The 24,668-nt window shown below is 66.9% G+C and carries 22 protein-coding genes and 1 pseudogene; 13 read left to right on the top strand and 10 right to left on the bottom strand.

Annotation, left to right across the window (positions count from 1 at the left end; all coding sequences use genetic code 11):
• A partial coding sequence (locus tag AC3FOF_RS36110; RefSeq protein WP_488729343.1) for a hypothetical protein occupies window positions 1–187 on the top strand: 187 nt, incomplete at its 5' end.
• Between the two features lie 137 nt (window positions 188–324).
• Here AC3FOF_RS36110 and AC3FOF_RS36105 read toward each other — a convergent pair.
• The 3 genes and pseudogenes from AC3FOF_RS36105 to AC3FOF_RS36095 form a co-directional block, all read right to left on the bottom strand.
• Window positions 325–1,512: pseudogene (locus AC3FOF_RS36105) on the bottom strand (prenyltransferase/squalene oxidase repeat-containing protein); the annotation flags it as partial.
• A gap of 177 nt (window positions 1,513–1,689) precedes the next feature.
• Window positions 1,690–3,705 carry a squalene--hopene cyclase gene (shc, locus tag AC3FOF_RS36100; protein WP_488729342.1) on the bottom strand — a complete coding sequence of 672 codons (2,016 nt, stop codon included), beginning with the start codon at window positions 3,703–3,705 and terminating at the stop codon, window positions 1,690–1,692.
• On the bottom strand, window positions 3,702–4,301 hold the full coding sequence (locus AC3FOF_RS36095; RefSeq protein WP_488729341.1) for a TetR/AcrR family transcriptional regulator: 600 nt from the start codon (window positions 4,299–4,301) through the stop codon (window positions 3,702–3,704). Before AC3FOF_RS36095 ends, shc begins: the two co-directional genes overlap by 4 nt.
• Before the next feature lie 144 nt (window positions 4,302–4,445).
• Between AC3FOF_RS36095 and AC3FOF_RS36090 the strand changes: the two genes are divergently transcribed.
• Window positions 4,446–5,459, top strand: coding sequence for a serine hydrolase domain-containing protein (locus tag AC3FOF_RS36090; RefSeq protein WP_488729340.1), 1,014 nt, complete (start codon window positions 4,446–4,448; stop codon window positions 5,457–5,459).
• 675 nt (window positions 5,460–6,134) lie between these two features.
• Complete coding sequence (locus AC3FOF_RS36085) at window positions 6,135–6,509, top strand: hypothetical protein (protein WP_488729339.1); 375 nt, start codon at window positions 6,135–6,137, stop codon at window positions 6,507–6,509.
• 61 nt (window positions 6,510–6,570) lie between these two features.
• Here AC3FOF_RS36085 and AC3FOF_RS36080 read toward each other — a convergent pair whose 3' ends face one another.
• A complete protein-coding gene (locus AC3FOF_RS36080) occupies window positions 6,571–6,957 on the bottom strand; it encodes a hypothetical protein (RefSeq protein WP_488729338.1) in 387 nt (128 codons plus the stop codon).
• A gap of 93 nt (window positions 6,958–7,050) precedes the next feature.
• On the bottom strand, window positions 7,051–7,242 hold the full coding sequence (locus AC3FOF_RS36075; protein ID WP_017228715.1) for a DUF3562 domain-containing protein: 192 nt from the start codon (window positions 7,240–7,242) through the stop codon (window positions 7,051–7,053).
• Window positions 7,243–7,561: 319 nt separating this feature from the next.
• Here AC3FOF_RS36075 and AC3FOF_RS36070 point away from each other — a divergent pair, with 319 nt between their 5' ends.
• Window positions 7,562–7,816 (top strand): hypothetical protein, encoded by a 255-nt coding sequence (locus AC3FOF_RS36070; RefSeq protein ID WP_017228714.1) that lies wholly within the window; start codon window positions 7,562–7,564, stop codon window positions 7,814–7,816.
• A 72-nt stretch (window positions 7,817–7,888) separates the two neighbouring features.
• Here the strand turns inward: AC3FOF_RS36070 and pstS are convergent, their stop codons facing one another.
• From pstS to AC3FOF_RS36055, 3 genes are all read right to left on the bottom strand, one after another.
• Window positions 7,889–8,920: a phosphate ABC transporter substrate-binding protein PstS gene (gene pstS / locus AC3FOF_RS36065; protein WP_276268568.1), complete on the bottom strand. Its 1,032-nt coding sequence runs from the start codon at window positions 8,918–8,920 to the stop codon at window positions 7,889–7,891.
• Window positions 8,921–9,190: 270 nt separating this feature from the next.
• A complete protein-coding gene (locus AC3FOF_RS36060) occupies window positions 9,191–10,009 on the bottom strand; it encodes an alpha/beta hydrolase (protein ID WP_488729337.1) in 819 nt (272 codons plus the stop codon).
• A gap of 100 nt (window positions 10,010–10,109) precedes the next feature.
• On the bottom strand, window positions 10,110–10,769 hold the full coding sequence (locus tag AC3FOF_RS36055; protein ID WP_488729336.1) for a helix-turn-helix transcriptional regulator: 660 nt from the start codon (window positions 10,767–10,769) through the stop codon (window positions 10,110–10,112).
• A 129-nt stretch (window positions 10,770–10,898) separates the two neighbouring features.
• On the opposite strand from AC3FOF_RS36055, the gene AC3FOF_RS36050 reads away from it, so the two are divergent.
• On the top strand, window positions 10,899–11,369 hold the full coding sequence (locus AC3FOF_RS36050) for a RidA family protein (RefSeq protein ID WP_488729335.1): 471 nt from the start codon (window positions 10,899–10,901) through the stop codon (window positions 11,367–11,369).
• A 33-nt stretch (window positions 11,370–11,402) separates the two neighbouring features.
• Here the strand turns inward: AC3FOF_RS36050 and AC3FOF_RS36045 are convergent, their stop codons facing one another.
• Window positions 11,403–12,359, bottom strand: coding sequence for a LysR family transcriptional regulator (locus AC3FOF_RS36045; RefSeq protein ID WP_488729334.1), 957 nt, complete (start codon window positions 12,357–12,359; stop codon window positions 11,403–11,405).
• Window positions 12,360–12,675: 316 nt separating this feature from the next.
• Between AC3FOF_RS36045 and AC3FOF_RS36040 the strand changes: the two genes are divergently transcribed.
• The 5 genes from AC3FOF_RS36040 to AC3FOF_RS36020 all read left to right on the top strand — a co-directional run bounded on the left by AC3FOF_RS36040 (window position 12,676) and on the right by AC3FOF_RS36020 (window position 20,693).
• Entirely contained in the window at window positions 12,676–13,599 is a 924-nt protein-coding gene (locus tag AC3FOF_RS36040) for an alpha/beta hydrolase (RefSeq protein WP_017224897.1), read from the top strand.
• 137 nt (window positions 13,600–13,736) lie between these two features.
• Window positions 13,737–15,005, top strand: coding sequence for an efflux RND transporter periplasmic adaptor subunit (locus tag AC3FOF_RS36035; protein ID WP_488729333.1), 1,269 nt, complete (start codon window positions 13,737–13,739; stop codon window positions 15,003–15,005).
• A 191-nt stretch (window positions 15,006–15,196) separates the two neighbouring features.
• Complete coding sequence (locus AC3FOF_RS36030) at window positions 15,197–18,388, top strand: efflux RND transporter permease subunit (RefSeq protein WP_017224503.1); 3,192 nt, start codon at window positions 15,197–15,199, stop codon at window positions 18,386–18,388.
• A 10-nt stretch (window positions 18,389–18,398) separates the two neighbouring features.
• The gene (locus AC3FOF_RS36025) at window positions 18,399–19,958 is read left to right on the top strand and encodes an efflux transporter outer membrane subunit (protein ID WP_488729332.1); all 1,560 of its coding nucleotides are present in this window, start codon (window positions 18,399–18,401) and stop codon (window positions 19,956–19,958) included.
• Window positions 19,959–20,141: 183 nt separating this feature from the next.
• Window positions 20,142–20,693 (top strand): SRPBCC family protein, encoded by a 552-nt coding sequence (locus AC3FOF_RS36020; RefSeq protein WP_488729331.1) that lies wholly within the window; start codon window positions 20,142–20,144, stop codon window positions 20,691–20,693.
• A 21-nt stretch (window positions 20,694–20,714) separates the two neighbouring features.
• Here AC3FOF_RS36020 and AC3FOF_RS36015 read toward each other — a convergent pair whose 3' ends face one another.
• The gene (locus AC3FOF_RS36015; RefSeq protein ID WP_488729330.1) at window positions 20,715–22,208 is read right to left on the bottom strand and encodes an MFS transporter; all 1,494 of its coding nucleotides are present in this window, start codon (window positions 22,206–22,208) and stop codon (window positions 20,715–20,717) included.
• A gap of 124 nt (window positions 22,209–22,332) precedes the next feature.
• Between AC3FOF_RS36015 and AC3FOF_RS36010 the strand changes: the two genes are divergently transcribed.
• Genes AC3FOF_RS36010 through AC3FOF_RS36000 form a run of 3 tightly spaced genes read left to right on the top strand, consistent with a single transcriptional unit; the run spans window position 22,333 to window position 24,389 of the window.
• Window positions 22,333–23,202 (top strand): helix-turn-helix transcriptional regulator, encoded by an 870-nt coding sequence (locus AC3FOF_RS36010; RefSeq protein ID WP_488729329.1) that lies wholly within the window; start codon window positions 22,333–22,335, stop codon window positions 23,200–23,202.
• A 22-nt stretch (window positions 23,203–23,224) separates the two neighbouring features.
• Window positions 23,225–23,488, top strand: a complete 264-nt coding sequence (locus AC3FOF_RS36005) for an oxidoreductase-like domain-containing protein (protein ID WP_017230253.1) — start codon at window positions 23,225–23,227, stop codon at window positions 23,486–23,488.
• Window positions 23,460–24,389: an NAD-dependent protein deacetylase gene (locus AC3FOF_RS36000; protein WP_488729328.1), complete on the top strand. Its 930-nt coding sequence runs from the start codon at window positions 23,460–23,462 to the stop codon at window positions 24,387–24,389. Before AC3FOF_RS36005 ends, AC3FOF_RS36000 begins: the two co-directional genes overlap by 29 nt.
• The last annotated feature ends 279 nt before the right edge of the window (window positions 24,390–24,668 follow it).

Genomic DNA, 24,668 nt, shown 5'->3' with positions numbered 1-24,668 from the left:
TCAGGGGCGCTACACTGAAACCAGTGCCATCCGCATTGGCAATGCCGTTCGCGCCGGTAGCGTCAGCAGTCAGGCAGAACTGACGCGCCCACCACGAATCCGCAAAGCCGGCAAGCCCGACAAGCCCGCCCCCCTGCAAGGGGTCGCTTTCTTTTGGTTACTTTTCTTTACGAGTAAAGAAAAGTGACACCTCCATGTGCCCAAGAGCCCGACACCACTCCGCCTTTAGGCCCTGCAGACCTGAATCAGGTCCCTACAAACGCAAGAGATCCTACTGAAAACCAAATACCCCCATGTGCCCATGAACCTGACACCACACCGCCTTTAGGCCCTGCAGACCTGAATCACATCACTAAAAAATCTAGTCTCTATCGCCGGCTGCTGCGGTTGGTGCAGCCGGTTTAGCTGACGATAGCGCGTCAGTGCCCACAGCGGAAAGTACGCGGTATAGCCGTGGTACTTCAGGTAATAGATGCGGGGAAATCCCGGCGCGTTATGCGACGGATGCCACCACAGGCCGTCTTCGTTCTGGTCGCCGAGCAGGAAGGCGATGCCCTTGCGCACCGCAGGCGTATCGGCCTGGCCCACGGCGAACAGTGCCAGCAGCGCCCATGCGGTGCAGTTAGGCGTGCTGTCGCCATTGTTGGTGCCGGCCAGCGTCGGGTCGAAGTAGCTGTCGTTGGTCTCGCCCCAGCCGCCGTCGGCGTGCTGGCAGCCGAGCAGCCAGTCGATCGCCTTGCGGATATAGGGCTGGTTCACATCCTCGCCGACCAGCGCCAGGCCGGCCAGCACGCTCCAGGTGCCGTAGATGTAGTTGGAGCCCCAGCGGCCCCACCAGGCGCCGTCGGCGCGCTGGGTGCGGCGCAGGTAGTCCACGCAGCGCTCGATGGCCGCGCGTTCGTTGCGGTATCCGCTCAGGCCGAGGCACAGCAGCACGCGGCCCGATACGTCCTCGGTCGGCGGATCCAGCAATGCGCCGTGATCGGCGAAGGGGATGGCGTTCAGGTACTCGCGATCGCAATTGGCATCGAAGGCAGCGAAACCGCCATTGCGGGATTGCAGGCCAAGCATCCACTGCACCGCGCTTGCGACCTCGGTGCGATAGCGCTCCGGCTGGCCGCTGCGGCGTGCGCGCACCGCCAGCATGGCGGCCACCACGGCGGTGTCGTCGATATCGGGGTAGTGCGGGTTGGCGTACTGGAATGCCCAGCCGCCCGGCCGGACCGAGGGAGGCAGGTGCTTGCCCCAGTCGCCGCGCACGTCGCGCACCTGCAGCGGCGCCAGCCAGTCGTAGGCGCGTTGCACCGCGTCCTGGGTGCGCGCGTCGGTGCCGGCATGCTGCAGGGCCATCACGCTCCAGGCGGTGTCCCATACCGGCGACAGGCAGGGCTGGCAATAGGCCGAGCCATCGGGCCGGCGTACCACCAGCTTCTGGATGGCGGTCAGGCAGGTGGCGCGCATCGGGTGCGTCTTGGAGACGCCGAGCAGCACCATCATCTCGTACCAGTACACCTTCTTTTGGTTACTTTTCTTTACGAGTAAAGAAAAGTGACACCTCCATGTGCCCAAGAGCCCGACACCACTCCGCCTTTAGGCCCTGCAGACCTGAATCAGGTCCCTACAAACGCAAGAGATCCTACTGAAAACCAAATACCCCCATGTGCCCATGAACCTGACACCACACCGCCTTTAGGCCCTGCAGACCTGAATCACATCACTAAAAAATCTAGTCTCTATCGCCGGCTGCTGCGGTTGGTGCAGCCGGTTTAGCTGACGATAGCGCGTCAGTGCCCACAGCGGAAAGTACGCGGTATAGCCGTGGTACTTCAGGTAATAGATGCGGGGAAATCCCGGCGCGTTATGCGACGGATGCCACCACAGGCCGTCTTCGTTCTGGTCGCCGAGCAGGAAGGCGATGCCCTTGCGCACCGCAGGCGTATCGGCCTGGCCCACGGCGAACAGTGCCAGCAGCGCCCATGCGGTGCAGTTAGGCGTGCTGTCGCCATTGTTGGTGCCGGCCAGCGTCGGGTCGAAGTAGCTGTCGTTGGTCTCGCCCCAGCCGCCGTCGGCGTGCTGGCAGCCGAGCAGCCAGTCGATCGCCTTGCGGATATAGGGCTGGTTCACATCCTCGCCGACCAGCGCCAGGCCGGCCAGCACGCTCCAGGTGCCGTAGATGTAGTTGGAGCCCCAGCGGCCCCACCAGGCGCCGTCGGCGCGCTGGGTGCGGCGCAGGTAGTCCACGCAGCGCTCGATGGCCGCGCGTTCGTTGCGGTATCCGCTCAGGCCGAGGCACAGCAGCACGCGGCCCGATACGTCCTCGGTCGGCGGATCCAGCAATGCGCCGTGATCGGCGAAGGGGATGGCGTTCAGGTACTCGCGATCGCAATTGGCATCGAAGGCAGCGAAACCGCCATTGCGGGATTGCAGGCCAAGCATCCACTGCACCGCGCTTGCGACCTCGGTGCGATAGCGCTCCGGCTGGCCGCTGCGGCGTGCGCGCACCGCCAGCATGGCGGCCACCACGGCGGTGTCGTCGATATCGGGGTAGTGCGGGTTGGCGTACTGGAATGCCCAGCCGCCCGGCCGGACCGAGGGAGGCAGGTGCTTGCCCCAGTCGCCGCGCACGTCGCGCACCTGCAGCGGCGCCAGCCAGTCGTAGGCGCGTTGCACCGCGTCCTGGGTGCGCGCGTCGGTGCCGGCATGCTGCAGGGCCATCACGCTCCAGGCGGTGTCCCATACCGGCGACAGGCAGGGCTGGCAATAGGCCGAGCCATCGGGCCGGCGTACCACCAGCTTCTGGATGGCGGTCAGGCAGGTGGCGCGCATCGGGTGCGTCTTGGAGACGCCGAGCAGCACCATCATCTCGTACCAGTACACCATGGGCGGGAAGATGCCGCCCAGCCCGTCCTCGCCGTTCATGCGCTCGGCGCACCAGGCTTGCGCGCGGTCGACGGCGCGCCGCTGGATGGCGGCGGGGATCAACGGCGCGACGCCGCGCGCGATCCTGTCGGCCACCAGGAAGGCTTTGCGCAGCAGGCCCTGGCGCGAGAAATAATGGCGCTCCTGTTCCGGTGGCGTGACGAACAGTTCGCGGATGCCAACCTTGTGCGGATTGGCGGCCTTTGCCCGCAGCGAGCACAGCACCGTCAGCGGCACCAGCGTGGAGCGCGCCCAATAGGCCATCTTGTCCAGGTGCACGGGCATCCAGCGCGGGAACAGGATCAGCTCGACCGGAATGTAGGGCGTGGCGCGCCAGGGCACTTGCTCGAAAGTGGCCAGCAGGATGCGGGTAAAGACATTGGCCTTGGCCGCGCCGCCCGCGGCCAGGATCGCCTCGCGCGCCTGCGCCATGTGCGGGGCCTGCGGGTCGTCGCCCGCCGCCTTCAGCGCGAAGTAGGCCTTGACGCTGCACGAGATGTCGAGCGCGCCGCCGTGGTACTGGTCCCATCCGCCGTGTCTGTCACGCCGCTGGATGGCGCGGAGATAGACCGCCATGGCGGCTTGCAGCCCGGCGTCGATCTCGTCGGCGAAGTGCATCATCAGGATGTACTCGGCGGTGATGGTGGCATCGGACTCCAGTTCGAAGCACCAGTGGCCGTCGGGATGCTGCTGCCGTAGGAGCGCCTCGCGCGCGGCGCCGATGGCTGTGTCCAGGCCGGCGCCGTGCTGCGCTTGCTGTGCGTGGGGAATCGGCCGGGCGCTCATTGATCGAGACCCCGCGTCATCTGGTCGAGCTGGCGCAGCACCTCGGCCTTGAGGGAAGGACCCATCGACTGGTAACCCAGCAACTGGGCAATCCACAAGCCGTCGGCGGCCAGGCGGCAGATCATCAGCCGGGCGGCTTGCGCTTCGGGCAGCGGATCGGGCCGCGTGATTTCGGCGATCTGCGCGCTCCAGCGCTCGCGGGCATCGGCGTCGGTCAGCATCACCGCCAGCAGCAGGTGCAGATAGCTGGCGGGGCCTTCCTTCTTTGGCTCCTGCACCGTGGCCTGGATATAGGCGCGGGCAGCGCGGCCTTTGTCGTCCGCATTCGCGTGTGCGTCGGCGTCGGCGTCCGCGGCGCTGGCGGCTGCGATATCGGCATTGAAGGCGGCTACGGCTTCGGCGAACAGGGCGTCCAGCAGTGCTTGCTTGTTGGGGAAATGATGTTGCAGTCCGCCCTTGCTGACACCGGCGCGCGAGGCAACGGCGTCCAGGGTGACGGAGGCCAGTCCTTCTTCGATGGCGAGCTGCGAAGCGGATTGGAGAAGCTGCGGGCGCAGCACATCGGGCTGCTTTTTTCGGCGGTGGGCATCGGACATCCGCGGATAATACCATCTGGATGGATTGTTTGTTATGACGCTTGGGGCACTTTTTAGTTGACTTTAGAATGTGCGCGTCCGACAAGACAAAAGAGCGAAGTCCGGCCGGATCCACCCATCCGGAAAAGCACAAAGGAGCAGGCAATGAAGCCCATTGAGACAACGCTGGACGAGCGGGTTCTTTCCCTGATGCAAGCGGCCAAGGTGCCCGGCGTCTCGCTATCGGTCGTTCGCAAGGGCGCGGTGGAGGTGGCCGCCGGTGGCGTCAAGGACGCCGCCGGCAGCGATGCGGTCAACACGCGGACCGTGTTCGATGTGGCTTCTCTCAGCAAGCCGATGGTGGCCTACGGGGTGCTTCAGCTGGTGGATGCCGGCGTGCTGGACCTCGATGCGCCGCTGTCCGGATTTGCCCCGGCCATTGTGCCGGACGACGCTTCAGCGGCAGCCATCACGGCCCGCCATGTGCTGACGCACACATCCGGTCTTCCCAACCTGCGCGGCCAGGACCCCTTGCGGATGTATTTCCGGCCGGGGGCATGGTTCAGCTGTTCCAGTGTCGGATTCGGCTATCTTCAATCCGCGCTTGAATCGATCACAGGCGAGCCCCTGGAAAAAACCATGCGGCGGCTTGTGTTCGAACCGCTCGGCATGCGCTCCTCGAGTTTCGAATGGCAGGCGCATTTCGGCGACAACTGCGCCGGCCCGCATGAAGGCATGGAGCGGCTCGGCAAACATCATCCGCCGAAGGCGCAGGCTTCGTATTCGCTTCAGACCACGGCTTTCGACTACGGCATCTTTGCCCGGGCAGTACTTCAGGGCGACAGGCTGAAGGAGGCAACCTGCCGGGAATGGCTGACACCCGCTGCCAGCGTGCCAAGGGGGGCCGCCGAGTATCTCGGGAGCCGTCCCGCCGCGACGGAAGACGGCATCGGCTGGGGGCTTGGATGGGGCATCGAAGTGGAGCGGGGCACTTTCTTCCAATGGGGGAAGATGTCCGGCATACGCGCATTCGTCATGGGCAGCCAGGCCGAACAGTTGGCAGTTGTCCTGCTCACCAACAGCAACACGGGCCTGCGCCTGATGGATGAGGTGGCGAGGTCGGTATTGCCTGGCGAGCATCCCGCCATACGGTGGCTGCAGGCATGCGTCTGGGAATGAGCCGGGGTTTGCAATGCTGGCTGACAGGAGCCATCCGGATGCGCCTCGGGTTCAGCTGGCGTACCGAATCCTGAATGCGTTGAATTCCCGTTGGCAGGGCGCGTCGGCCAATGTGCCGGACGTCTCGCAGGCGCAAGCCTCGCCGCGTGGCCGCGAGCCTCAAACAACAAAGCTCCCCGGCACTGGTGAATATGAAACCGGTGCCGGGGAGCTTCAATACCCTGGGAGTGACAGACCTCCGGTGTCCGGCCGGTCAGGTGAGGAGGTTGAAGGCGAACCCTAGCGCAATCGCGCCGCCGAGCGCTTCCACTGCAGCCAGCGCGAGAAGGTTCTTCAAAATGAAGGCATCGTCCTGCTTGGTCACCATGGTGTTGTCTCCTTAGGTAGGAATACACGACTGGACAGCAATGGCCTGCATGGAAGTGCCGGTCCAAGATCCAGCCACGTCTCAACGCACCTTCAGTAGACCGCATCGCGCGGGCGGTGGAAAGCTGGCATAAACCCGTATCCGGGTGTTCTGCGCATGCCGTCCGGAGTCCGCCGGCACTGCAGCGGCAGCGGGTGGCAGGGCAGCCGCCCTGATCCGCATATCAAGAAAAAACCAAAGCGGCCGTAACCGATAGAATGGGTGGCGGCGCAGTATGGCACCCCCGCCGATATGATCCGGAGCTTGGCATGGAACCCCTCTCATTCGAGTTTGTCACCGTCGAGGAAGCGAAGCAGATTCTCGATGGCATCGTGCCCGCGAAAGACGTGCCCGACTGGGCCGGCATGCGGCGCCCGTCATCCCCCGAGGCGCAGTCCATCTCGGTCGCCGCGCTCAAATGGCTGGCTATGCTGCCACCCGAGGTGCGGCCTCTGGCGCTGTGCCGCGCCTATCCGCGCATCGGCAACCAGCTGGCCGCGCTGTCGGGCGATCCGGCTGCGCTATCGGCTTATCTGGGCGACCTGCTGATCGACAGGCGGGGCGGGCGCCAGGGTTTTCCGGATCGCGTCGCGCTCGAATTATCGCGACTGCAGGAGCACCTTCTGCGCATGATGCAGCAGTGACAGCGCGCGGGCGATGTGCCCGCGCTTGATAGCCGGGGCATCCGTGGGGAGGCGGTTCGGCTCAGCGTGCCGTTCCCGGTGCGCAGTCTTCCACCATGCCGCTTATCCGGCCGGCGCTCATCAGGGGATGCCACTCCCCGGAGCTTCGGATCTCGATGTCGGTGCCGTCCTGTGACCGGCGCAGACTGATCAGGTGGAAATACCGGTTGTCGGGATCCCGGGCACGCCCAACCCGGATATCGACCCTTCCCGGCTCTGGAAACGCAATCACGTTGGCGTCTTCCCCTAGCCGGTTTTTCAGGCAGAGCACGAGGTCGCTGACACTGGCCTTGGCGTGCAGGCGCTTCGGTTCCGTCGCTTGAATGGCGTTCGCGCTGCCGCCACCAGCGCATCCCGAAAGCAGTTGCGCAGTCATCGCGGCAATCAGCAATACCCGACCTATCGACATTCCTTCTCCTTGGGCACACGCGTCGGGTGATGTTACATCAACTGCTTTTTTGCATGTTCTCAGCATTTATATAAAAACGGGAGGCAGGATTGTCTAGCCGGGCTTGCGTTTGCGGAACACCTCCGCGACGCGTCTGGCAGCAAACAGCGCCAGGTAATCGTGGACCTTGGCTTCGTTCTGGAGCTCCTGCCAGGCGATGGAGTAGGCTTGCTCCACCTCTTCCAGCGGGACCTGCAACGCCTCCGCGATCCTTGCGATCAATTCGGACTGCGATTCCGTTTTCATATCTGCGTCCGCTCGTGTGGCGTCGGGCATGCCGTGCGGCGCACGGTTTTCCCACCGTTCAGTCAGCCTGATTGCATGGTGTCCACGGTAGCCGGGCATGGCTTGAAACACAGGACAGTATAGGAATGCAGAGGCTGCCGCGACAGCGCGATCGCGTTGCCAGCGGCATGTGCACCGTGGGAGTGTGCCTGAAAGGGCAGGGAAGCGGCGATCAATCCGGGGCAGGTTGACGTGCGTCATCCAGCGATGAAGATCGGCTTGAGAACGCAGGAGCCGCTGCTAGAATGATTATCCCCGTCCAGTACGCAGGAGTGCAGCCATGGCAACGTATCAGCGCGGCGATCTGTATATCGTCACTTCCGTAGAAGAGTTGCCATGGGGAAGGTATCGCGGCTTTGTGACCTTGTCGGCCGATGCGCAGGCGCATCCAGCCGCAAGGCACGATTGCCCCAGGTGCAGGGACAATCCGCTTGAGGCACACGAGGACGCGGACGCGGAAGTCGAGTACGCCTACCGGCACTATCTGTCCGACCACATCGACTGGAGTTCGCAGGCCGGAAAGCTGGAGCACTGAGCGGCGCATCGGTCTGCGTGTCCGGGCGAACCGCTGCCCTTGCCGGCGGGCTTCACCGGCCCGCGCCTGTTCCTACTTGATGCTCTCGCCCCAGTACGCTTCGATCTGTTTGACCAACCCCGAGGGCAGGGACACGTAATGCTCGGCGGCCGCATCGGCCTGCCCGTCATTCAATGCCCAGCGGAAGAACGCAAGCGCGCTCTTTGCATCCGACGCGTTCTTCGGTGCCTTTGGCATGATCACGAACACCGCGCCGGTGATGGGCCATGCCTGCATGCCGGGCGCATCGGTGATGACCTGGTAGAAATCCGGATGCTGATTCCAGTCCGCGGCTGACACGGCCGCGCTGAAGCTTTCTCGTGACGGCTCGACAAACGCGCCGTCCCTATTGCGTACCGCCGTATAGGGCAACTTGCGCTGCAGCGCGTAAGTCAGCTCGACGTAGCCAATCGCACCCTTGACGTTCTTGATATAGATCGCAATGCCATCGTTGCCGCTGGCCCCGACCCCGACGGGCCATTTGACGGTGGTGCCGGCGCCGACGCGGCCCTTCCACTCGCCGCTGACCTTGGACAGGTAGTCGGCCCAGTTGAAGGTCGTCCCGGAACTGTCGCTGCGGTGCACGACCACGATTTTCCGATCGGGGAAACGAATGCCGGGGTTGACCGCGGCAATGGCGGGATCGTCCCAGTTGACGATCTTGCCCAGATAGATATCGGCCAGCAACTGGCCCGTCAGGTGGACCTGTCCGGCTGCCACGCCATCGAGGTTGACCACGGGCACCACGCCGCCGACCACCAGCGGAAACTGGACAAGCCCGGCGGCTTCCAGTTCGTCCGGCTTGAGCGGCATGTCGGACGTACCGAACGTGACCGCGGCGGCCTTGATCTGCCTGATGCCATTGCCCGAACCGATGGGTTCGTAGTTCACCTGCTGGCCGGTCTTGGTGTAGTACGTGGCCGCCCATTTCACCAGCAAAGGGTAGACAAAGGTCGAGCCGGCACCGGTGATATCCCCCGCGCGCGCCGCCAGCGCGCAGCCTGCCAGCAGGCAGGCGAGCGTGGCGTGGCGCCATGGACTCCGCCCGAACAGGATCCCAGTCATTTCTTTACCTCCCAGGCATGCAGGCGGACAGCGCGGGCAACGCCTCGGCGGTGTCGCCCGCCGAGACGGTCACTTGCTTATCCTAGCACCGGCACTTTCATATCCAAGGTGTTTCTCACGGACATGACACGGCGGTTGTCACGGCAATGTCATGATGCGGCGCGGAGCTGCCGGCCGAGGCCAAGCTGTAGCCGCCCCGTTTGTGAGACCTGCCTTCCACGTCATCCCGGGCGATGCGAGGGCGTCCGTGCAGCAGCAACAGCCTTGCCCCTACCGCTGCGCCATCCACCGCGCAATCGCTTGCACCACCTGCGGTTCGATGCCGTTGAAGCCGTGGTATGCCATGGCTTCGCAGGGGTCCCCGACGTTGTTGCCACCGTCGAATTTGATCACGCCGGCCTCGGGCGTCTTGACCAGCTTGTCCATCAGCCCCTGCACTTCGCCGAACGGGCACTGCTTGCAGTCATCGTGTTCGTGATGGATGACGAGCACGGGCACCTTCAGCCTGTCGAGGTCCATCGCGGGCACCGGCCGGCCGCGGTCATCGCGCAGGATGGTCGAGGTCAGCACGATGCCGTCGGGGCCGCCGCCGTCCGCCAGCCGGATGGCGGTGGCGGCCACCGACTGGGTGCCGCGGCTGGTGCCGACCAGCCATACCGGCAGGCCGGTATGGCTGCGCATCCACGCGATCACGGCCCTGGTGTCTTCGGCGTGTTCGGGGGACAGGCGGAAGCCGCTCAGGAAGGGCCACGACAGGTGGTCGCTCGGTGCGTCGATGACCGCGACCGCGAGCCCGTTGTCGACGAAGAGCTGGCGCGCGCGCACGAGGAAATTGCCGGCACCCCAGGCAAAGCTGCCGTTGGGGTAGATATGCAGGCCGCCATGGCCGCCCGCGTAGAGAATCACGGCGGCCCTGGGCTGTGCGGGAGCGAGGAAGAGGAAGCGCTGTGTCACGCCCGGGCGGGTCGGGATATCGACAACCTGCGGTGCCGGCTGCGCCCGCGCCGCCAGTGCGCAGAGCAGCAGGGCGGCAAGAAGGGCGGCTTGCCGCAGCCATGTCGGCGGGGCAAGGGTGGGGTGGTTCGGCATGGGGCGACTCCCGGGCATTGGCAAGGCAGCGACGGCAAGCGTGCATGGTAGCCCTCGCTACGTCAAGATGGCGCCGTCGCCCTTGCCCGATGCGGTTCACCTATGCCGCGGCTTTGACCCGGTACAGGCAGCGGCGCGCATGGCTCAGCAGGTGTTCCTCGCGGGTGACGATGGCCCCGTCGCCCGCGACCTCCTGGAATATCCGCAGCTCGGCCCGGCAGAAACCCTGGCAGGTCTGCGCCGCGGCGCAGATCGGGCAATGGTCTTCGATCAGCAGCCAGTCGGCGCCGTCCCGCTCCAGGCGGGCCATATAGCCTTCGGACTGGCGCAGCGCGGTAAGCGTTTCCAGCCGCTGCGCAAGCTGGTCTTGACCGGCAACCGCCGCGAGATATTGCTGGCGGGTTTGCGCTTCGCGCTGGCCGATCAGTTTGTCCAGTCCTTGCTCGCCGAACAACTGCCGCACCGAGCCGATCAGCTGGATGGTGAGTTGCGCGTGGGTGTCGGGAAAGCGCCCGTGGCCGCTGGCGGTGAGCGCCCAGTCCTGGCGCGGCCTTCCGGCGCCGCTGGCGCTTTGCTGGCGGCCTTCGATCAGCCCGGCGGCCAGCAGCTTCTGCACCTGCTGGCGGGCGGCCTCGGCGGTGCCGCCGAGCGCCTGCGCGATCTGCGCGGTCGAGGCGGCGCCCTTGGTCTTCAGCAGAAACAAGATGCGATCACCCGGAGAGCCAGCAGGGTTATCCAAGTTTTCTATTGTGTAATTCATGCTTCCAGCCTAATATCCAAAAACGTTCTTGGATATTAGGGCAGACGGACGGCATTGTCGAGCCTGCCTTGTATCCGGCCAAGGCGAACTTTCGCCATCACGTCACGCAAGAAGAAGGAAAGTGCTCCCATGCCAGTCTCCAGCAGCAACACCCCGAATACCGACATCACCCGGCCGGCCTCGCGCCAGCTCACCATGCTCAATCCGCTGGGTCTCTACGATCCCAGTGCCAATGGTTATTCCCACGTGGCCATGATTGCGCCCGGCGCGGGCCTGGTCTGCGTAGCCGGGCAGGGCGGCGAGCGGGCGGACGGCAGCCTGCCCGACAGTTTCGAGGGCCAGGTGCGGCAGGCGCTGGACAACCTGCGCGTGGCCCTGGTGGCGGCCGGCTCGCAAGTGCGCCTGGTTGCCAAGCTGACCGTGCTGGTGGTGGATCACAGCGAAGCGCGTCTGCGCGTGCTGGCGGCGGAGGTGGAGCGGGCCTGGGGCGATGCGCCCAAGCCGGCTTGCACCTTGATCCCGGTGCCGCGGCTGGCGCTCGACGGGATGTTGTTCGAGGTGGAGGCGCTGGCGCTGGCGGAAGCGCCGGGCGCGGTCTAGCCGATGCGGCCGCCGCGGACGCTCTTGCTCCGCTCAGGCAGCCAGCTTGGGCTGCCCGGGTTGCGGGCGCTGCCCCGCCTGGCCATCCCCGAAATGCGGATGGCGCGCGAACAGGTCGGCGGCCCAATTGACGAAGACCCGCACCTTGGCGGACAAGTGGCGGTTCTGCGGATACATGGCGGAGATCGGCAGGGAGTCGGTCGGCCAGTCGGGCAGCACCTCGATCAGCCTTCCGCTTTCCACGTAGGGCAGCGCCATCACGCGCGAGATGCGCGCGATGCCGTGGCCCTCCAGCGCACAGGCCAGGTAGACGTCGGCGTCGTTGGTGGAAATGGCGGAAGGCAGCAGCATCTCCGTGCGCTGCTCGCCTTGCCCCATCGGCCAGGGCATCTCGCGGCCGGTGCGATTGGACAGGTAGTTCACCGCCTTGTGCTGCGCCAGGTCGCCGGGCTGGGTGGGCGTGCCGCTGCGATTGAGGTAGAGCGGCGACGCGTAGAAGCCCAGCCGCAGTTGCCCGATGCGGCGCGCCACCATGGTCTCGTCCACCGGGTCGCCCACGCGCAGCACCACGTCCACGCCTTCCTTGAGCAGGTCGATGGGCTTGCCGTTGATGGTCAGCTCCAGCTTCAGCTCGGGATAGGCGGCAAAGAATTCATGCAGCCTGGGGATCAGCACCAGTTGGGCCAGGCCGGCGGTGGTATCCACGCACAGCGTGCCGCGCGGGGTGTTGTTCTGATGGGTCAGCGATTGCTCGGCTTCTTCCACGTCCGCCAGGATGCGCACACAGCGTTCGTAATAGGCCGCGCCGTCGGTGGTGACGCTGATGCGCCGGGTGGTCCGGTGCAGCAGCTTGACGCCCAGATGGGTTTCCAGGTTCTGGATCAGGCGGGTGAGGGTGGCCTTCGGCAGGTCCAGCGATTCCGCCGCCCGCGCAAAGCTGCCCACATCCACCACGCGGGTGAATGCCTGCATTGATACGAGACGATCCATGTTCGCTCCCCGGGATAAGAAAAGAGGCAGGCCTGGCAGGCGGCGCATGCACCCGTGTCAGGTGCGTTCCGGCCCCACACAGGACGGTTGGCGCGGTCTGCGCGGCTGCGAAAGTGCGGGAGTGGATCACAAAACCGATGACCTTGCACAGCGAAGGGTTTCCCCGCCCGTGCTGCGGCGGCGACTTCGGCGATTATTTCACCGGAGAAACAGTGCATTGGCAAAGCATCGCTTTATCCCACTCCTATCAACCACCATAATTCGCTGCATCGCAATATGCAATGGATGCGCCGCTAACCTGGCGCACAGGACCGCCATGTCGCCCACCCGATCCAAAGCCGCAGCCGCAGCCTCCGCAGCCGAATTGGACGAGGGGCGCGTGACGGAGCATGCGGTGGAGAGCTGCGGGCGCACCATCACCGTGCGCCTGACGTATCCGCCCGGCTATCCGGTGGGCAAGACCGCGCCCTTGCTGCCCTGGCTGATCTACCTGCATGCGGGTGGCTTTGTGGAATGCAGCCAGGACAAGTCGGAGCGGCTGGCGCGTTCGCTGGCGGCCACGGTGCCGGCGGTGGTGGTGACGCCGGCGTACTCGCTGGCGCCCGATTTTCCCTTCCCGGCGGCGCCGGAGGACGTGTTCCATACCGCCAGCTGGGTGCTGCGCCATGCGCGCAGCCTCAAGGTGGACAAACTGCGCTTTGCCCTGGTGGGCGAAGAGGCGGGCGGCAACCTGGCTATCGCGCTGTCGCAGATGCTGCGCGACCGTGGCCTGCCCGAGCCGCGCGCGCAATGGCTGATCCGCCCGGTCACCGATCCGTGCCTGCAGCATGCTTCCTGCGCGGGCGGCGAGGGCAAGCCGAGCGTGCCGCTGGAAATGCTGCAGCGCCTGGCCGGCTATTACCGCGACTACCTGCCCACCCCGGCAGCCAGCGTGCACCCCTACGCGGCGCCTGTCCATGCCTCGCGGCTGGCCGGTCTGCCGCCCACGCTGGTCCAGGTGGCCGAGGAAGATGCGCTGCGCGCCGAAGGCCAGGCCTTCGCCGATCGCTTGCAGATGGCCGGCGTGCCGGCCAAAGCCCAGATCATGCCCGGTGCCTGCGGTGCCGGGGTGGAAGAATCCCACGACCGCTGTCAGGTGTGGATAAACGAAGGCGCGCGTTACCTGCAGGGCTACCTTGCCGGCGGCGACGATGCCTCGCTCAGGACCGAACGCCAGACAGGAGCCAGCCCGCCCGGCTGATCCCGCCCGACCAAGCCAAGCCGGCCTGCGACCAGCAGGCGTTCCGGGCGCGATCTCCATGCGCGCTCCGGCGGGGGCGTTCGTCCTTTTTTTGCTTTTCAGTTGAAGAAAACCCAGACGGAATACGGAGTGAAGAAATGACGCAGCAATATCGACGCACCATGATTGCCCTGGCCATCGTCGCCGTGCTCGGCGGCGGCCTGGCTACCTCGATCTTCAAGCCCTGGCATGCCGGCGAGGCGCAGGCCGTGCCCGCGCCGGCGCCCACCGCCGTGGACGTGGCCGGCGCGCTGGGCAAGACCATCACCGAGTGGGACGAGTTCTCCGGCCGCCTCGAAGCGGTGGACCGCGTGGAGATCCGCGCCCGGGTGGGCGGCACCATCGACGCTGTGCACTTCCGCGAAGGCGCGCTGGTGAAGAAGGGCGATCCGCTGTTCACCATCGACCCGCGCCCGTATGCCGCCGAGGTGGCGCGCGCCGAAGCCGCGCTGGCCGCCGCCCAGGTCCGCGCAAGCCAGGCGCAGACCGAGCAGGCCCGCGCGCAACGGCTGGCGCAGGACAACGCGATCTCCCGCCGTGAGTTCGACGAGCGCGACAACGGCTCGCGCGAAGCGGTGGCCAATGTCCGCGCTGCGCAGGCGTCGCTGGAAGCGGCGCGCCTGAACCTGGCCTATACGCATATCACCGCGCCGGTCAGCGGACGCGTATCCCGGGCCGAGATCACCGTCGGCAACCTGGTGGCGGCCGGTGCCGGTACCCCGGTACTGACCACGGTGGTGTCGGTGTCGCCGGTGTACGCCAGCTTCGAGCTCGATGAGCAGACCTATCTGCGCTACACGGAGGCCAACGCGGCTGGCGCGACCGGTGCGGCGAGCGGCCAGTCCAGGCTGCCGGTGTTCCTGGGCCTGGCCAACGAAGACGACTATCCGCGCGAGGGGCGCATCCAGTCCGTGGACAACCGGCTCGACACCAAGAGCGGCACCATCCGTGTGCGGGCGCTGTTCGACAACCCGGACGGGCGCCTGCTGCCGGGGCTGTACGCGCGCATCAAGCTCGGCGGCGGCTCGCCGCATCCGGTGGTGCTGGTCAACGACCGGGCCATCGGTACCGACCAGGGCAAGAAGTTCGTGCTGGTGGTGGACAACGCCAACAAGCTGGGCTACCGCGAAGTCACGCTGGGGCCGGCTTACGAGGGCCTGCGGGTCATCCGCCAGGGTTTGAAGGCCGACGAGAAGATCGTGGTCAACGGCCTGCAGCGCGTGCGCCCGGGCGATACGATTGCGCCCAAGGCGGTGGACATGGCGTTCAAGCGCGAGCTGGATCCGCGCGGCGAAACAGCCGACCGCAGGCAGGCCGCTGCCGAAGAGCCGGCCGGCAAGGCCGCCGACGGCAAACCGCTGACCTGAGCGCAGCCCTGGGTTTGCTCCCCTCTCCCGCGCATGGCAGGAGAGGGGCCGGGGGAGAGCGCGGGCGCATGCACCTTGCGCCGGCGTTGAAATAGCTTCTCCTCCGAAGCCGAGCCATTTTTAGCTTCCCCGCTCTTCACATGGCGCCTGCCATCCAGGCTGCCAGGGGGAGCCCTTTCGCCGAGACTGAGATGAATCTCTCGAAATTCTTTATCGACCGGCCTATCTTTGCCGGCGTGCTATCGGTGCTGATCTTCCTGGTCGGCGCCATCTCGATGTTCAAGCTGCCGATCTCGGAGTATCCCGAGGTGGTGCCGCCCTCCGTGGTGGTGCGCGCGCAATATCCCGGCGCCAACCCCAAGGTGATCGCCGCCACCGTGGCATCGCCGCTGGAAGAACAGATCAACGGCGTCGAAGACATGCTCTACATGTCGTCGCAAGCCAACAGCGACGGCCTGCTGACGCTGACCGTCACCTTCAAGCTCGGCACCGATCCCGACAAGGCGCAGCAGCTCGTGCAGAACCGCGTGGCGCAGGCCGAACCGCGCCTGCCGGAGGACGTGCGCCGGCTGGGCATCACCACCGTCAAGAGCTCGCCCGACCTGACCATGGTGGTCCACCTGGTCTCGCCGAACAACCGCTACGACATGACCTACCTGCGCAACTACGCGGTGATCAATGTCAAGGACCGCCTCGCGCGGATCCAGGGCGTGGGCCAGGTGCAACTGTTCGGCTCGGGCGACTATTCCATGCGCGTGTGGCTGAATCCCGAGAAGATGGCCGAGCGCAAGCTGGTGGCCGCCGACGTGGTCAAGGCCATCCGCGAGCAGAACGTGCAGGTGGCCGCCGGCGTGATCGGCGCTTCGCCGGCGCTGCCGGGCGCCGACCTGCAGCTGTCGGTGAATGCGCAGGGCCGCCTGGAAACCGTCGAAGGCTTTGGCGACATCATCGTCGCCACTTCGCCCGATGGCGGGGTGACCTACCTGAAGGACGTCGCCCGCATCGAGCTGGGCGCCTCCGAGTACGCACTGCGCTCGCTGCTGGACAACAAGTCCGCGGTGGCGATTCCCATCTTCCAGGCACCGGGCTCCAACGCCATCCAGATCTCGGACGACGTGCGCAAGACCATGGAGGAACTCAAGCAGAACTTCCCCGATGGCGTCGACTACAGCATCGTCTATGACCCGACGCAGTTCGTGCGCCATAGTATCGAGGCCGTTACCCACACGCTGTTCGAAGCCATCGCCCTGGTGGTGCTGGTGGTGATCCTGTTCCTGCAGACGTGGCGCGCTTCGGTGATTCCGCTGCTGGCGGTGCCGGTGTCCATCGTGGGTACCTTCGGGCTGATGCATGCGTTTGGCTTCTCGATCAACGCCTTGTCATTGTTCGGGCTGGTGCTGGCGATCGGTATCGTGGTGGACGATGCGATCGTGGTGGTGGAGAACGTCGAGCGGAACATCGCCGAGGGGCTGTCTCCCAAGGAGGCCACCTACAAGGCCATGCGCGAAGTCAGCGGCCCCATCATCGCCATCGCGCTGACGCTGATCGCCGTGTTCGTGCCGCTGGCCTTCATGACGGGCCTGACCGGCCAGTTCTACAAGCAGTTCGCACTGACCATCGCGATCTCGACCATCATCTCTGCCTTCAACTCGCTGACGCTGTCGCCGGCGCTGTCCGCGCTGCTGCTGCGCGGCCACGATGCGCCCAAGGACTGGCTGTCGCGCGGCATGGATCGCGTGCTGGGTGGCTTCTTTGCCCGCTTCAACCGCTTCTTCGGCGCCAGCGCCGAGCGCTACGGCAAGGGCGTGAAGGGCGTGATCTCGCGCAAGACGGCGGTGTTCGGCGTCTATGCGGTGATGCTGGCGCTGACCTGGGGCGTGTTCCAGATGGTGCCCAAGGGCTTTGTGCCGGCGCAGGACAAGCAATACCTGGTGAGCTTTGCCAAGCTGCCTGACGGCGCGACGCTGGACCGCACCGAGGACGTGATCCGCCAGATGTCCGACATCGCGCTCAAGCAACCCGGCGTGGAATCGGCGATTGCCTTCCCAGGGCTGTCGATCAACGGTTTCACCAACAGCCCGAGCGCCGGCATCGTGTTCGTCTCGCTCAAGCCGTTTGAGGAACGCAAGACCAAGGCGTTGTCGGGCAACGCCATCGCGCAGCAGCTCAATGGCAAGTACGCCGCGATCCAGGACGCCTTCATCGCCGTGTTCCCGCCGCCGCCGGTGCAGGGCCTGGGCACCATCGGCGGCTTCAAGCTGATGATCGAGGACCGTGCCGCGCTGGGCTACGATGCGCTGTTCGACGCCACCAACGCCTTCACCAACAAGGCGCGCAAGACGCCCGAGCTGGCCGGCATCTTCACCAACTACCAGATCAACGTGCCGCAGCTCGACGTCAAGCTGGACCGTGTCAAGGCCAAGCAGCTCGGCGTTCCTGTCACCGATGTGTTCGATACCCTGCAGACCTACCTGGGTTCGGCCTACGTCAACGACTTCAACAAGTTTGGCCGGACCTACCAGGTCAAGGTGCAGGCGGACGCGCAGTTCCGGGCGCATGCGGAAGACATCCTGCAGCTCAAGACGCGCAACAGCGCGGGCGACATGGTGCCGCTGTCGTCGCTGCTGACCGTCCAGCAGGGCTTTGGCCCCGACAGCGTGGTGCGCTACAACGGCTTCACCGCGGCCGACATGAACGGCGGCCCGGCGCCGGGTTTCTCCTCCGGCCAGGCGCAGGCCGCGGCCGAGCGCATTGCCGCCGAGACGCTGCCCAAGGGCATCAGGTTCGAGTGGACCGACCTGACCTACCAGGACATCCTGGCCGGCAATGCGGGGGTATGGATCTTCCCGCTGTGCGTGCTGCTGGTGTTCCTGGTGCTGGCCGCGCAATACGAGAGCCTGACCTTGCCGCTGGCCGTGATCCTGATCGTGCCGCTGAGCCTGCTGGCCGCCATGACCGGTGTATGGCTCACGCGAGGCGATAACAACATCTTCACGCAGATCGGCTTCATCGTGCTGGTGGGGCTGTCGGCGAAAAACGCGATCCTGATCGTGGAGTTCGCGCGCGAGCTGGAGCATGAAGGCCGCTCCATCGTGGCCGCCGCCATCGAGGCCAGCCGTCTGCGCCTGCGCCCGATCCTGATGACGTCGTTCGCCTTCATCATGGGTGTGGTGCCGCTGGTGGTGTCCACCGGCGCCGGCGCCGAGATGCGCCATGCCATGGGCGTGGCGGTATTCGCCGGCATGCTGGGCGTGACGTTCTTCGGGCTGTTCCTGACCCCGGTGTTCTATGTGGCGCTGCGCCTGCTGGCGACGCGCGGCGAACGCCGCCGTGCCGAGAGTGTACCGTCGGCGAGCCACAAGGCCATCGCCTCCGCTGAATAAGGTGACCGACATGAATGCATCCATGACCTCCCCGATGCCATCCCGCATGGCATCGCTACTACCCGCGGCGCTGCCGCGCCTGGCTACCCTGGCCGTGGCCCTGATCCTGGCGGGCTGCTCGCTGGCGCCCACCTACAAGGTGCCCGAGAGCGCCACCGCCGCCACGCCGGCCTACAAGGAGGCCGAGGCCGCGCAGGCCGAGGGCGCCCAATGGAAGGTGGCAACGCCCGCCGAAGGCGCGCAGCGCGGCGAGTGGTGGAAGATCTTCGGCGATGCCGATCTCGACCGCCTGATCGCCGCGGCGAGCGAGTCCAACCAGGATCTTGCCGTCGCCGCCGCCCGCCTCAAGCAGGCCCGTGCCTTCACCGGCGTGGCCGAGGCCGACCAGTACCCGCAGCTCAGCGTGGGCCTGGACCCCACCCGCACGCAACTCTCGGCGGCCTCGCAAGGGCTGCCCGACGGCACCCGGGTGGCGCCGCAGACCGTGCTGAAGGCGCGCGCCATCGCCAGCTACGAGCTGGACCTGTTCGGCCGCGTGGCCGACAACGTCAAGGCGGCGCGGGCCGAGGGCGATGCCGCTGAAGACCTGTACCGCTCGGTGCTGCTTGCGCTGCAGGCCGACGTGGCGCAGGCCTACTTCGCGCTGCGCACGCTCGACAGCGAGCGCGACCTGCTCAACGCCACCATCGCGCTGCGCCAGGACGCGCTCAAGCTGCTCAAGCGCCGCTACGACGAAGGCGAGACCACCGACCTGGACCCGGCTCGTGCCGAGGCCGAGCTCGGCACGGCGCGCGCGGACCTGGCCAACATCGAACGGCGCCGCGCCAGCCAGGAGCACGCGCTGGCGGTGCTGACGGGCGCGCCGCCCGCCGCCTTCACGCTGGCCGCGCGTCCGCTCGATGCCGCGCTGATCACCGTGCCGGCGGGCTTGCCTTCGGACCTGCTGGAACGCCGCCCCGACATCGCCCAGGCCGAGCGCATGATGGCGGCGGCCAACGCACGCATCGGCGTGGCAAAGGCCGCGTTCTATCCCAAGATCACGCTGACCGGGCTGTTCGGTTTCGAGTCGAACGATTTGTCCAACCTGTTCAAGTGGTCGTCGCGGGCGTGGATGCTGGGGCCGCTGATCGGCAGCACCATCGCCGCGCCGATCATCGATGGCGGGCGCAACAAGGCCAACCTGGCCGCCGCGCGCGCGCAGCACGAGGAAGCCGTGGCGAGCTACCGCCAGAGCGTGCTGACCGCGATGCGCGAGGTGGAGGACAGCCTGGCCGACGTGCGCTGGCTGAGCCAGCAGGCTGGCGCGCTGGACAGCGCGCTCGGCGGCGCCCGCCGCGCGGCGAAGATCTCGCGCAGCCGCTACGAAGCCGGCGCCGTGGATTACCTGACGGTGATCGACGCCGACCGCACCGTGCTGCAGTCGCAGCGCGATGCCAACCAGGTAGCCGGCTTGCGCGCCTCCGCCACGGTGGCGCTGGTGCGCCGGCTGGGTGGCGGGTGGGGGCCGTTGCCCGAGGCCGCGCCGGTGGCGGCGCAGGCGGGCCCGGCGCCGCTCGCCGCGAATCGCTGAGCGGACCCGCCGGGTGATTTGGCCGCCGGGCAGCCATGCCCGGCGGCGTCCGATTCCGCCGCACGCCGGGCCAACACAGCCTGCAAAGCTGACTACACTGGAAAGATTGCGGCAACCCCGGGCGCAAGCGGCTGCAGCTGCCGCAGCGTTCCGGTACGCCGCCACCCGCCCATCGATCCCGCCATGAAAACGCGGCGAAGCCTGCTGGCCGCACTGCTCGCCCTGGCGTGCGCTGCGGTCATCCTGCTGCTCCCGTTGCCGGCGCAGTGGCGCGACGTCACCCGCATCGTCAACGTGGCGGCCATCGCCCGGCCGGATACCGTGGTCTTCGATTACGTCTCCACCCCGGCAAACTGGCCAGTCTGGCACCGGTCTTCCCTGGCTGTGGCCGGCGCGGTCGACCATTCGCTGCTGCCCGGCGAGCAGGTTACCGAAACCTTCCTGGTGGCGGGGCGGCGCGGCACGGTGGTGTGGACCGTCGTCGAGCGCGAGCGGCCTGTCGCGTGGACGATCGAGGGCACCATCGACGGGCGCCAGGCGGGCACCGTGCGCTACACGCTCACCCCGATGCGGATGGGCACGCTCTTCGAGCGGGAGTTCGTCTATACCGCGCCAAACCTGTTCTTTGCCCTGACCAACCGCTTGCTGCTGCGCCAGCGCATCGAGGCCGAATCCGCCGAGGCGGTCAGCCGCCTGCGCGCAACGCTGGAAGGGCAGCTTGCCGCGCCGCTCTAGCCGCGCCAGCCGGGCAGGCGCTCAGCGCACCGTGCGCAAGGCCGATGCCGGCTTGCGCGCCGCCGGGCGAGCCAGCGCGAGCAGCAGCAGGGCGCAGACCAGCGCCGCCGCCAGGTTGTAGCCCATCGCGCCGGCAAAGGCATCGGCATAGCGCCGGGTGCTGTCGCCCGCGGCCTGCAGCGCGGGCTGGAAGAACATGCCGGCAATGGCAATGCCGAAAGCGCCACCTACCTGCTGCATGGTCGCGACCAGCCCCGAGGCCATGCCGGCATGTGCCTCGCGCACCAGGCCGAGTATCAGGTTCAGCAGGGGCGTCATCAGCATGCCCTGGGCAAGGCCAAGCAGGATCAGGGCGGGTATCAGGCGCCATGGCACCAGCGCGGCTTGTGCCGTTGCCACCTGCAGCAGCAAGGCGGCATGGGCGGCAGCGTAGAGCAGCGCCGCCACGGCCAGCACGGCATGCCCGAAGCGCGCCACCAACCGGGGCGCTGCCATCGATGCGGCGACGAAGCCGACGCTGGCCGGCGCGAACACGCTGCCGGACAACAGCGGGCTGGCGCCGAATCCCGCCTGCAGGAGCAAGGCAAAGCACAGGAAGAACGCGCTGGCCGTGGAGTACACCAGCAGCACCACCGCCGTGCCAAGGGCGAAACGGCGCTGGCCGAACAGGGCCAGGTCCACCAGCGGGGCCGGCCGGCGCCGTTCCACGCGGGCGAAACCAGCCAGCACCAGCGCGGCCAGCGCCAGCGAGGCGAAGGTCCAGGCCGGCCAGCCGCGCGCCGGGCCTGCCAGCAGCGGCACCAGCAACAGCGACAAGCCGGCGCTGGCCAGCAGCACGCCGGGCCAGTCCAGTGCGCGCGCGGGTAATGCCGCCTGCGGCGTCGCGCGCGACTCGGGAATGCGCCGTGCTGCCAGCACGGCGCCGACGCCAACCGGTACGTTGACCAGAAAGATCAGCCGCCAGCCCAGCCCGAGCAGATCGCTCTGTACCAGCAAGCCACCCAGCACCTGGCCGGCGATCGCGGCCAGGCCCAGCGTCATGCCGAGCAGGCCAAAGGCGCGGCGCCTTGCCGCATCCGCATAGCTGACGCGGATCACGGCGTAGATCTGCGGAAACAACAGCGCGGCCGCCATGCCTTGCAGCACGCGCGCCGCGATCAGCAGCGCAGGGGTTGCGGCGACGCCGCACAGTGCCGAACTCAGCGTAAAGCCGGCCATGCCGAGCACGAACAGCCGCCGCCTGCCATGGAGATCGCCCAGCCGGCTGCCGATGATCAGCAGTACGCCATAGGCCAGTTCGTAGGCCGCCACCACGGCGCCGATCTCGCCGAAGCTGGCGCCCAGGTCGGTCTGCATGGCCGGGATCGCCACATTGACCACGAACAGGTCGAAGACAGTGACAAAGCCGCCCAGCAGCAGGACTGCCAGGCCAGTGGGGGAGGGACTTGCCGCGGGTTGGGCCGTGGCGGGGCGAAGGCCCGGCGGGCGGTTGCCGGAGACAGTGGGAGAAGGCATGGCGGATCCTGTGGATAGCTCAGGCCCGCATTCTCAGTCGGCTTCCAAAGTATTACAATTTAAGTGTTTATGCTATTACACAGGGCAATAGGCTAATCCGCTGATCCTGTCCCTTCCGATTCCCATGCCGCCACGCACCCTTGACCGCACCCGTGCCGCGCTCGCGGACTTCCTGCGTCAGCGCCGCGAACGTATCTCGCCGGCCGAAGCCGGCCTGCCCAGCGCGGGCCGCCGCCGCACGCCCGGGCTGCGGCGCGAGGAAGTGGCCGCGCTGGCCGGGGTGGGCCTTACCTGGTACACCTGGCTGGAGCAGGGGCGGGACATCGGCGTTTCGGCTGCGTTTCTGGAGAACCTGGCGCGCGTACTCAAGCTGGATGCCGCCGAGCGGCGCCACCTGTTCCTGCTGGCGCACCAGCGCCCGCCCGCCGAGAGCGGGCGCACCTGGTGCACGGTGCCGCCGCTGGTGCGCAGGCTGATGCAGGACCTGCCGCTGCGCCCGGCCTATGTGCTCAACCTGCGCTGGGACGTGCTGGCATGGAACGAGGCCGCCGAGCGCGTGTTCGGCTTTGGTGGCTGCGCGCCAGGACATCGCAATATGCTGCGCATGATCTTCCTGGATCCGGCCATGCGGGAGCGCTTTGCCGACTGGGAGACGCAGGTGCCGCAGATGCTGGCAAGCTTCCGGCGCGACCTGGCCCGCGCGCCGGACGATCCGACGCTGCTCGAACTGGTGGACGAACTGGAACACGCGGCGCCGGATTTTCGCCAGTGGTGGCGGCAGCACGATGTGCACGGTGTGTGCACCGGCATTCGCGGACTGTGGCTGGACGGGATCGGCAGCGTCCGCTGCGAGCATGCCACGCTGACGGTGGACGAGGAGCGTCACTTGCGGCTGGTGGTCTATGCCGCGGTGGCAGGCGATCCCGGCAGCGCGGCATTCGAAGCGTGGCTGGCCAGCGCGGACGGCGCCGCCGCGGCAGCGGCCGTATACTAGGTATGCAATTCAATCGGAGCAGATGGTGTCGGTAGAAGATCCCGCGTCCGCGGCAGGGCGCAAACCGGAAGCGGCGAGCGCGCCGGAACAATCCGCGGCGGCATTGCCGCCCAGGCCCGTTGCGCCTCCCACGCCGGATATCAACGATTGCTGCGGCAATGGCTGCGATCCCTGCATTTTCGACCTGCATGCGGAGGCGATGGCGCGTTATCGCGCCGAACTGAAGGCCTGGCAGGCGCTCGCCGGCGAGACGGCGGATGCTGGCACGGGCAATCCCAGCTTCTGAGCCGCCCTGGCGGTCCCCCCCGGCCACGACGTTATCCGCATCGCACAAGGAGCCCCCAGTGCCCGTCACCGACCAGCCGATCCTGGCCGATCTGCACGCCTTCGTGCAACGCTGTCCCAGCCTGCTGGTGCTGACCGGCGCCGGCATCAGCACCGATTCCGGCATCCCCGGCTACCGCGACGCTCACGGCAACTGGCAGCGCACGCCGCCGGTGCAGGCCCAGGATTTCTTCCGTTCCCACGCGGTGCGCCAGCGCTACTGGGCGCGCAGCATGCTGGGCTGGCCCGTGCTGGCGAATGCCACGCCCAATGCCGCGCATTTCGCGCTGGCGCAGCTGCAGGCGGCCGGCTATGTGCGCCGGCTCGTCACGCAGAACGTGGACGGCCTGCACCAGCGCGCCGGCAGCACCGGCGTGATCGAGTTGCATGGGCATGTCGGCAGCGTGATCTGCCTGCAATGCGGCACGCGCCGCCCGCGCGCCTCGCTGCAGGCGCAGCTCGAGACGGACAATCCGGAACTTGCCGAACTGCGCGCCTTGCCGGCCTCCGATGGCGACGCGCATCTGGAACTGGCCAGTTTCGAAGCGGTGCGCATTCCTGCCTGTGGCCACTGTGGCGGTGTGCTGAAACCCGATGTGGTGTTCTTCGGTGAATCGGTGCCGCGAGAGCGGGTCGATGCTGCCATGCAGGCGCTGGAGTCGTCCGATGCGCTGCTGGTGATCGGGTCGTCGCTGACGGTGTTTTCCGGTTATCGCTTCTGCCTCGCGGCGGGCAAGCTGGGCAAGCCGGTTGCTGCGATCAATCTTGGGCAGACGCGGGCGGATGGGTTGCTGGCGTTGAAGGTGGATGTGTCTTGCGCGGCGGCGCTGGTGGATCTGGCCGGGCGGTTGGGGGTGGGGTGAGCGTCTTGCGTTGTTGATGTCAAAGGCAAAGGCTTTAAAGTCAAAAGCCGTTTCACCTCCCCTTCGGGAGGTGGCCTATTTTCTTGTCTCGCCAACAAAGCAGGCAAAGACGGCGATCCGCATTGCCCCTCAGGCTTGCGTCTCCGTCTTACGCACGATCAGGCGAGGCGCGCTCCTCCCGGCATGGTCGTGATCCTGCCGCATCGGATCCCCCGCCGTGCCGGCAGCCGCCGCGCAGGCGCAGATGCGCGGCGGCCTGCCGGCCGCTATCGCGCCGCC

The organism is Cupriavidus sp. 96C5-1, from assembly GCF_057798855.1.
The sequence above is the reverse complement of the archived record's forward strand: the minus strand, read 5'-3'. Positions and strand labels throughout refer to the sequence as shown.

Excerpts from the sequence above, each read along its gene's own strand:
- AC3FOF_RS36035 (WP_488729333.1), top strand. The coding sequence starts at position 13,737 with ATGACGCAGCAATATCGACGCACCATGATTGCCCTGGCCATCGTCGCC.
- AC3FOF_RS36060 (WP_488729337.1), bottom strand. The coding sequence starts at position 10,009 with ATGCCGAACCACCCCACCCTTGCCCCGCCGACATGGCTGCGGCAAGCC.
- pstS (WP_276268568.1), bottom strand. The coding sequence starts at position 8,920 with ATGACTGGGATCCTGTTCGGGCGGAGTCCATGGCGCCACGCCACGCTC.
- AC3FOF_RS36070 (WP_017228714.1), top strand. The coding sequence starts at position 7,562 with ATGGCAACGTATCAGCGCGGCGATCTGTATATCGTCACTTCCGTAGAA.
- AC3FOF_RS36050 (WP_488729335.1), top strand. The coding sequence starts at position 10,899 with ATGCCAGTCTCCAGCAGCAACACCCCGAATACCGACATCACCCGGCCG.
- AC3FOF_RS36030 (WP_017224503.1), top strand. The coding sequence starts at position 15,197 with ATGAATCTCTCGAAATTCTTTATCGACCGGCCTATCTTTGCCGGCGTG.
- AC3FOF_RS36010 (WP_488729329.1), top strand. The coding sequence starts at position 22,333 with ATGCCGCCACGCACCCTTGACCGCACCCGTGCCGCGCTCGCGGACTTC.
- AC3FOF_RS36095 (WP_488729341.1), bottom strand. The coding sequence starts at position 4,301 with ATGTCCGATGCCCACCGCCGAAAAAAGCAGCCCGATGTGCTGCGCCCG.
- AC3FOF_RS36015 (WP_488729330.1), bottom strand. The coding sequence starts at position 22,208 with ATGCCTTCTCCCACTGTCTCCGGCAACCGCCCGCCGGGCCTTCGCCCC.
- shc (WP_488729342.1), bottom strand. The coding sequence starts at position 3,705 with ATGAGCGCCCGGCCGATTCCCCACGCACAGCAAGCGCAGCACGGCGCC.
- AC3FOF_RS36055 (WP_488729336.1), bottom strand. The coding sequence starts at position 10,769 with ATGAATTACACAATAGAAAACTTGGATAACCCTGCTGGCTCTCCGGGT.
- AC3FOF_RS36005 (WP_017230253.1), top strand. The coding sequence starts at position 23,225 with ATGGTGTCGGTAGAAGATCCCGCGTCCGCGGCAGGGCGCAAACCGGAA.
- AC3FOF_RS36040 (WP_017224897.1), top strand. The coding sequence starts at position 12,676 with ATGTCGCCCACCCGATCCAAAGCCGCAGCCGCAGCCTCCGCAGCCGAA.
- AC3FOF_RS36045 (WP_488729334.1), bottom strand. The coding sequence starts at position 12,359 with ATGGATCGTCTCGTATCAATGCAGGCATTCACCCGCGTGGTGGATGTG.
- AC3FOF_RS36090 (WP_488729340.1), top strand. The coding sequence starts at position 4,446 with ATGAAGCCCATTGAGACAACGCTGGACGAGCGGGTTCTTTCCCTGATG.
- AC3FOF_RS36075 (WP_017228715.1), bottom strand. The coding sequence starts at position 7,242 with ATGAAAACGGAATCGCAGTCCGAATTGATCGCAAGGATCGCGGAGGCG.
- AC3FOF_RS36080 (WP_488729338.1), bottom strand. The coding sequence starts at position 6,957 with ATGTCGATAGGTCGGGTATTGCTGATTGCCGCGATGACTGCGCAACTG.
- AC3FOF_RS36020 (WP_488729331.1), top strand. The coding sequence starts at position 20,142 with ATGAAAACGCGGCGAAGCCTGCTGGCCGCACTGCTCGCCCTGGCGTGC.
- AC3FOF_RS36025 (WP_488729332.1), top strand. The coding sequence starts at position 18,399 with ATGAATGCATCCATGACCTCCCCGATGCCATCCCGCATGGCATCGCTA.
- AC3FOF_RS36000 (WP_488729328.1), top strand. The coding sequence starts at position 23,460 with ATGCTGGCACGGGCAATCCCAGCTTCTGAGCCGCCCTGGCGGTCCCCC.
- AC3FOF_RS36085 (WP_488729339.1), top strand. The coding sequence starts at position 6,135 with ATGGAACCCCTCTCATTCGAGTTTGTCACCGTCGAGGAAGCGAAGCAG.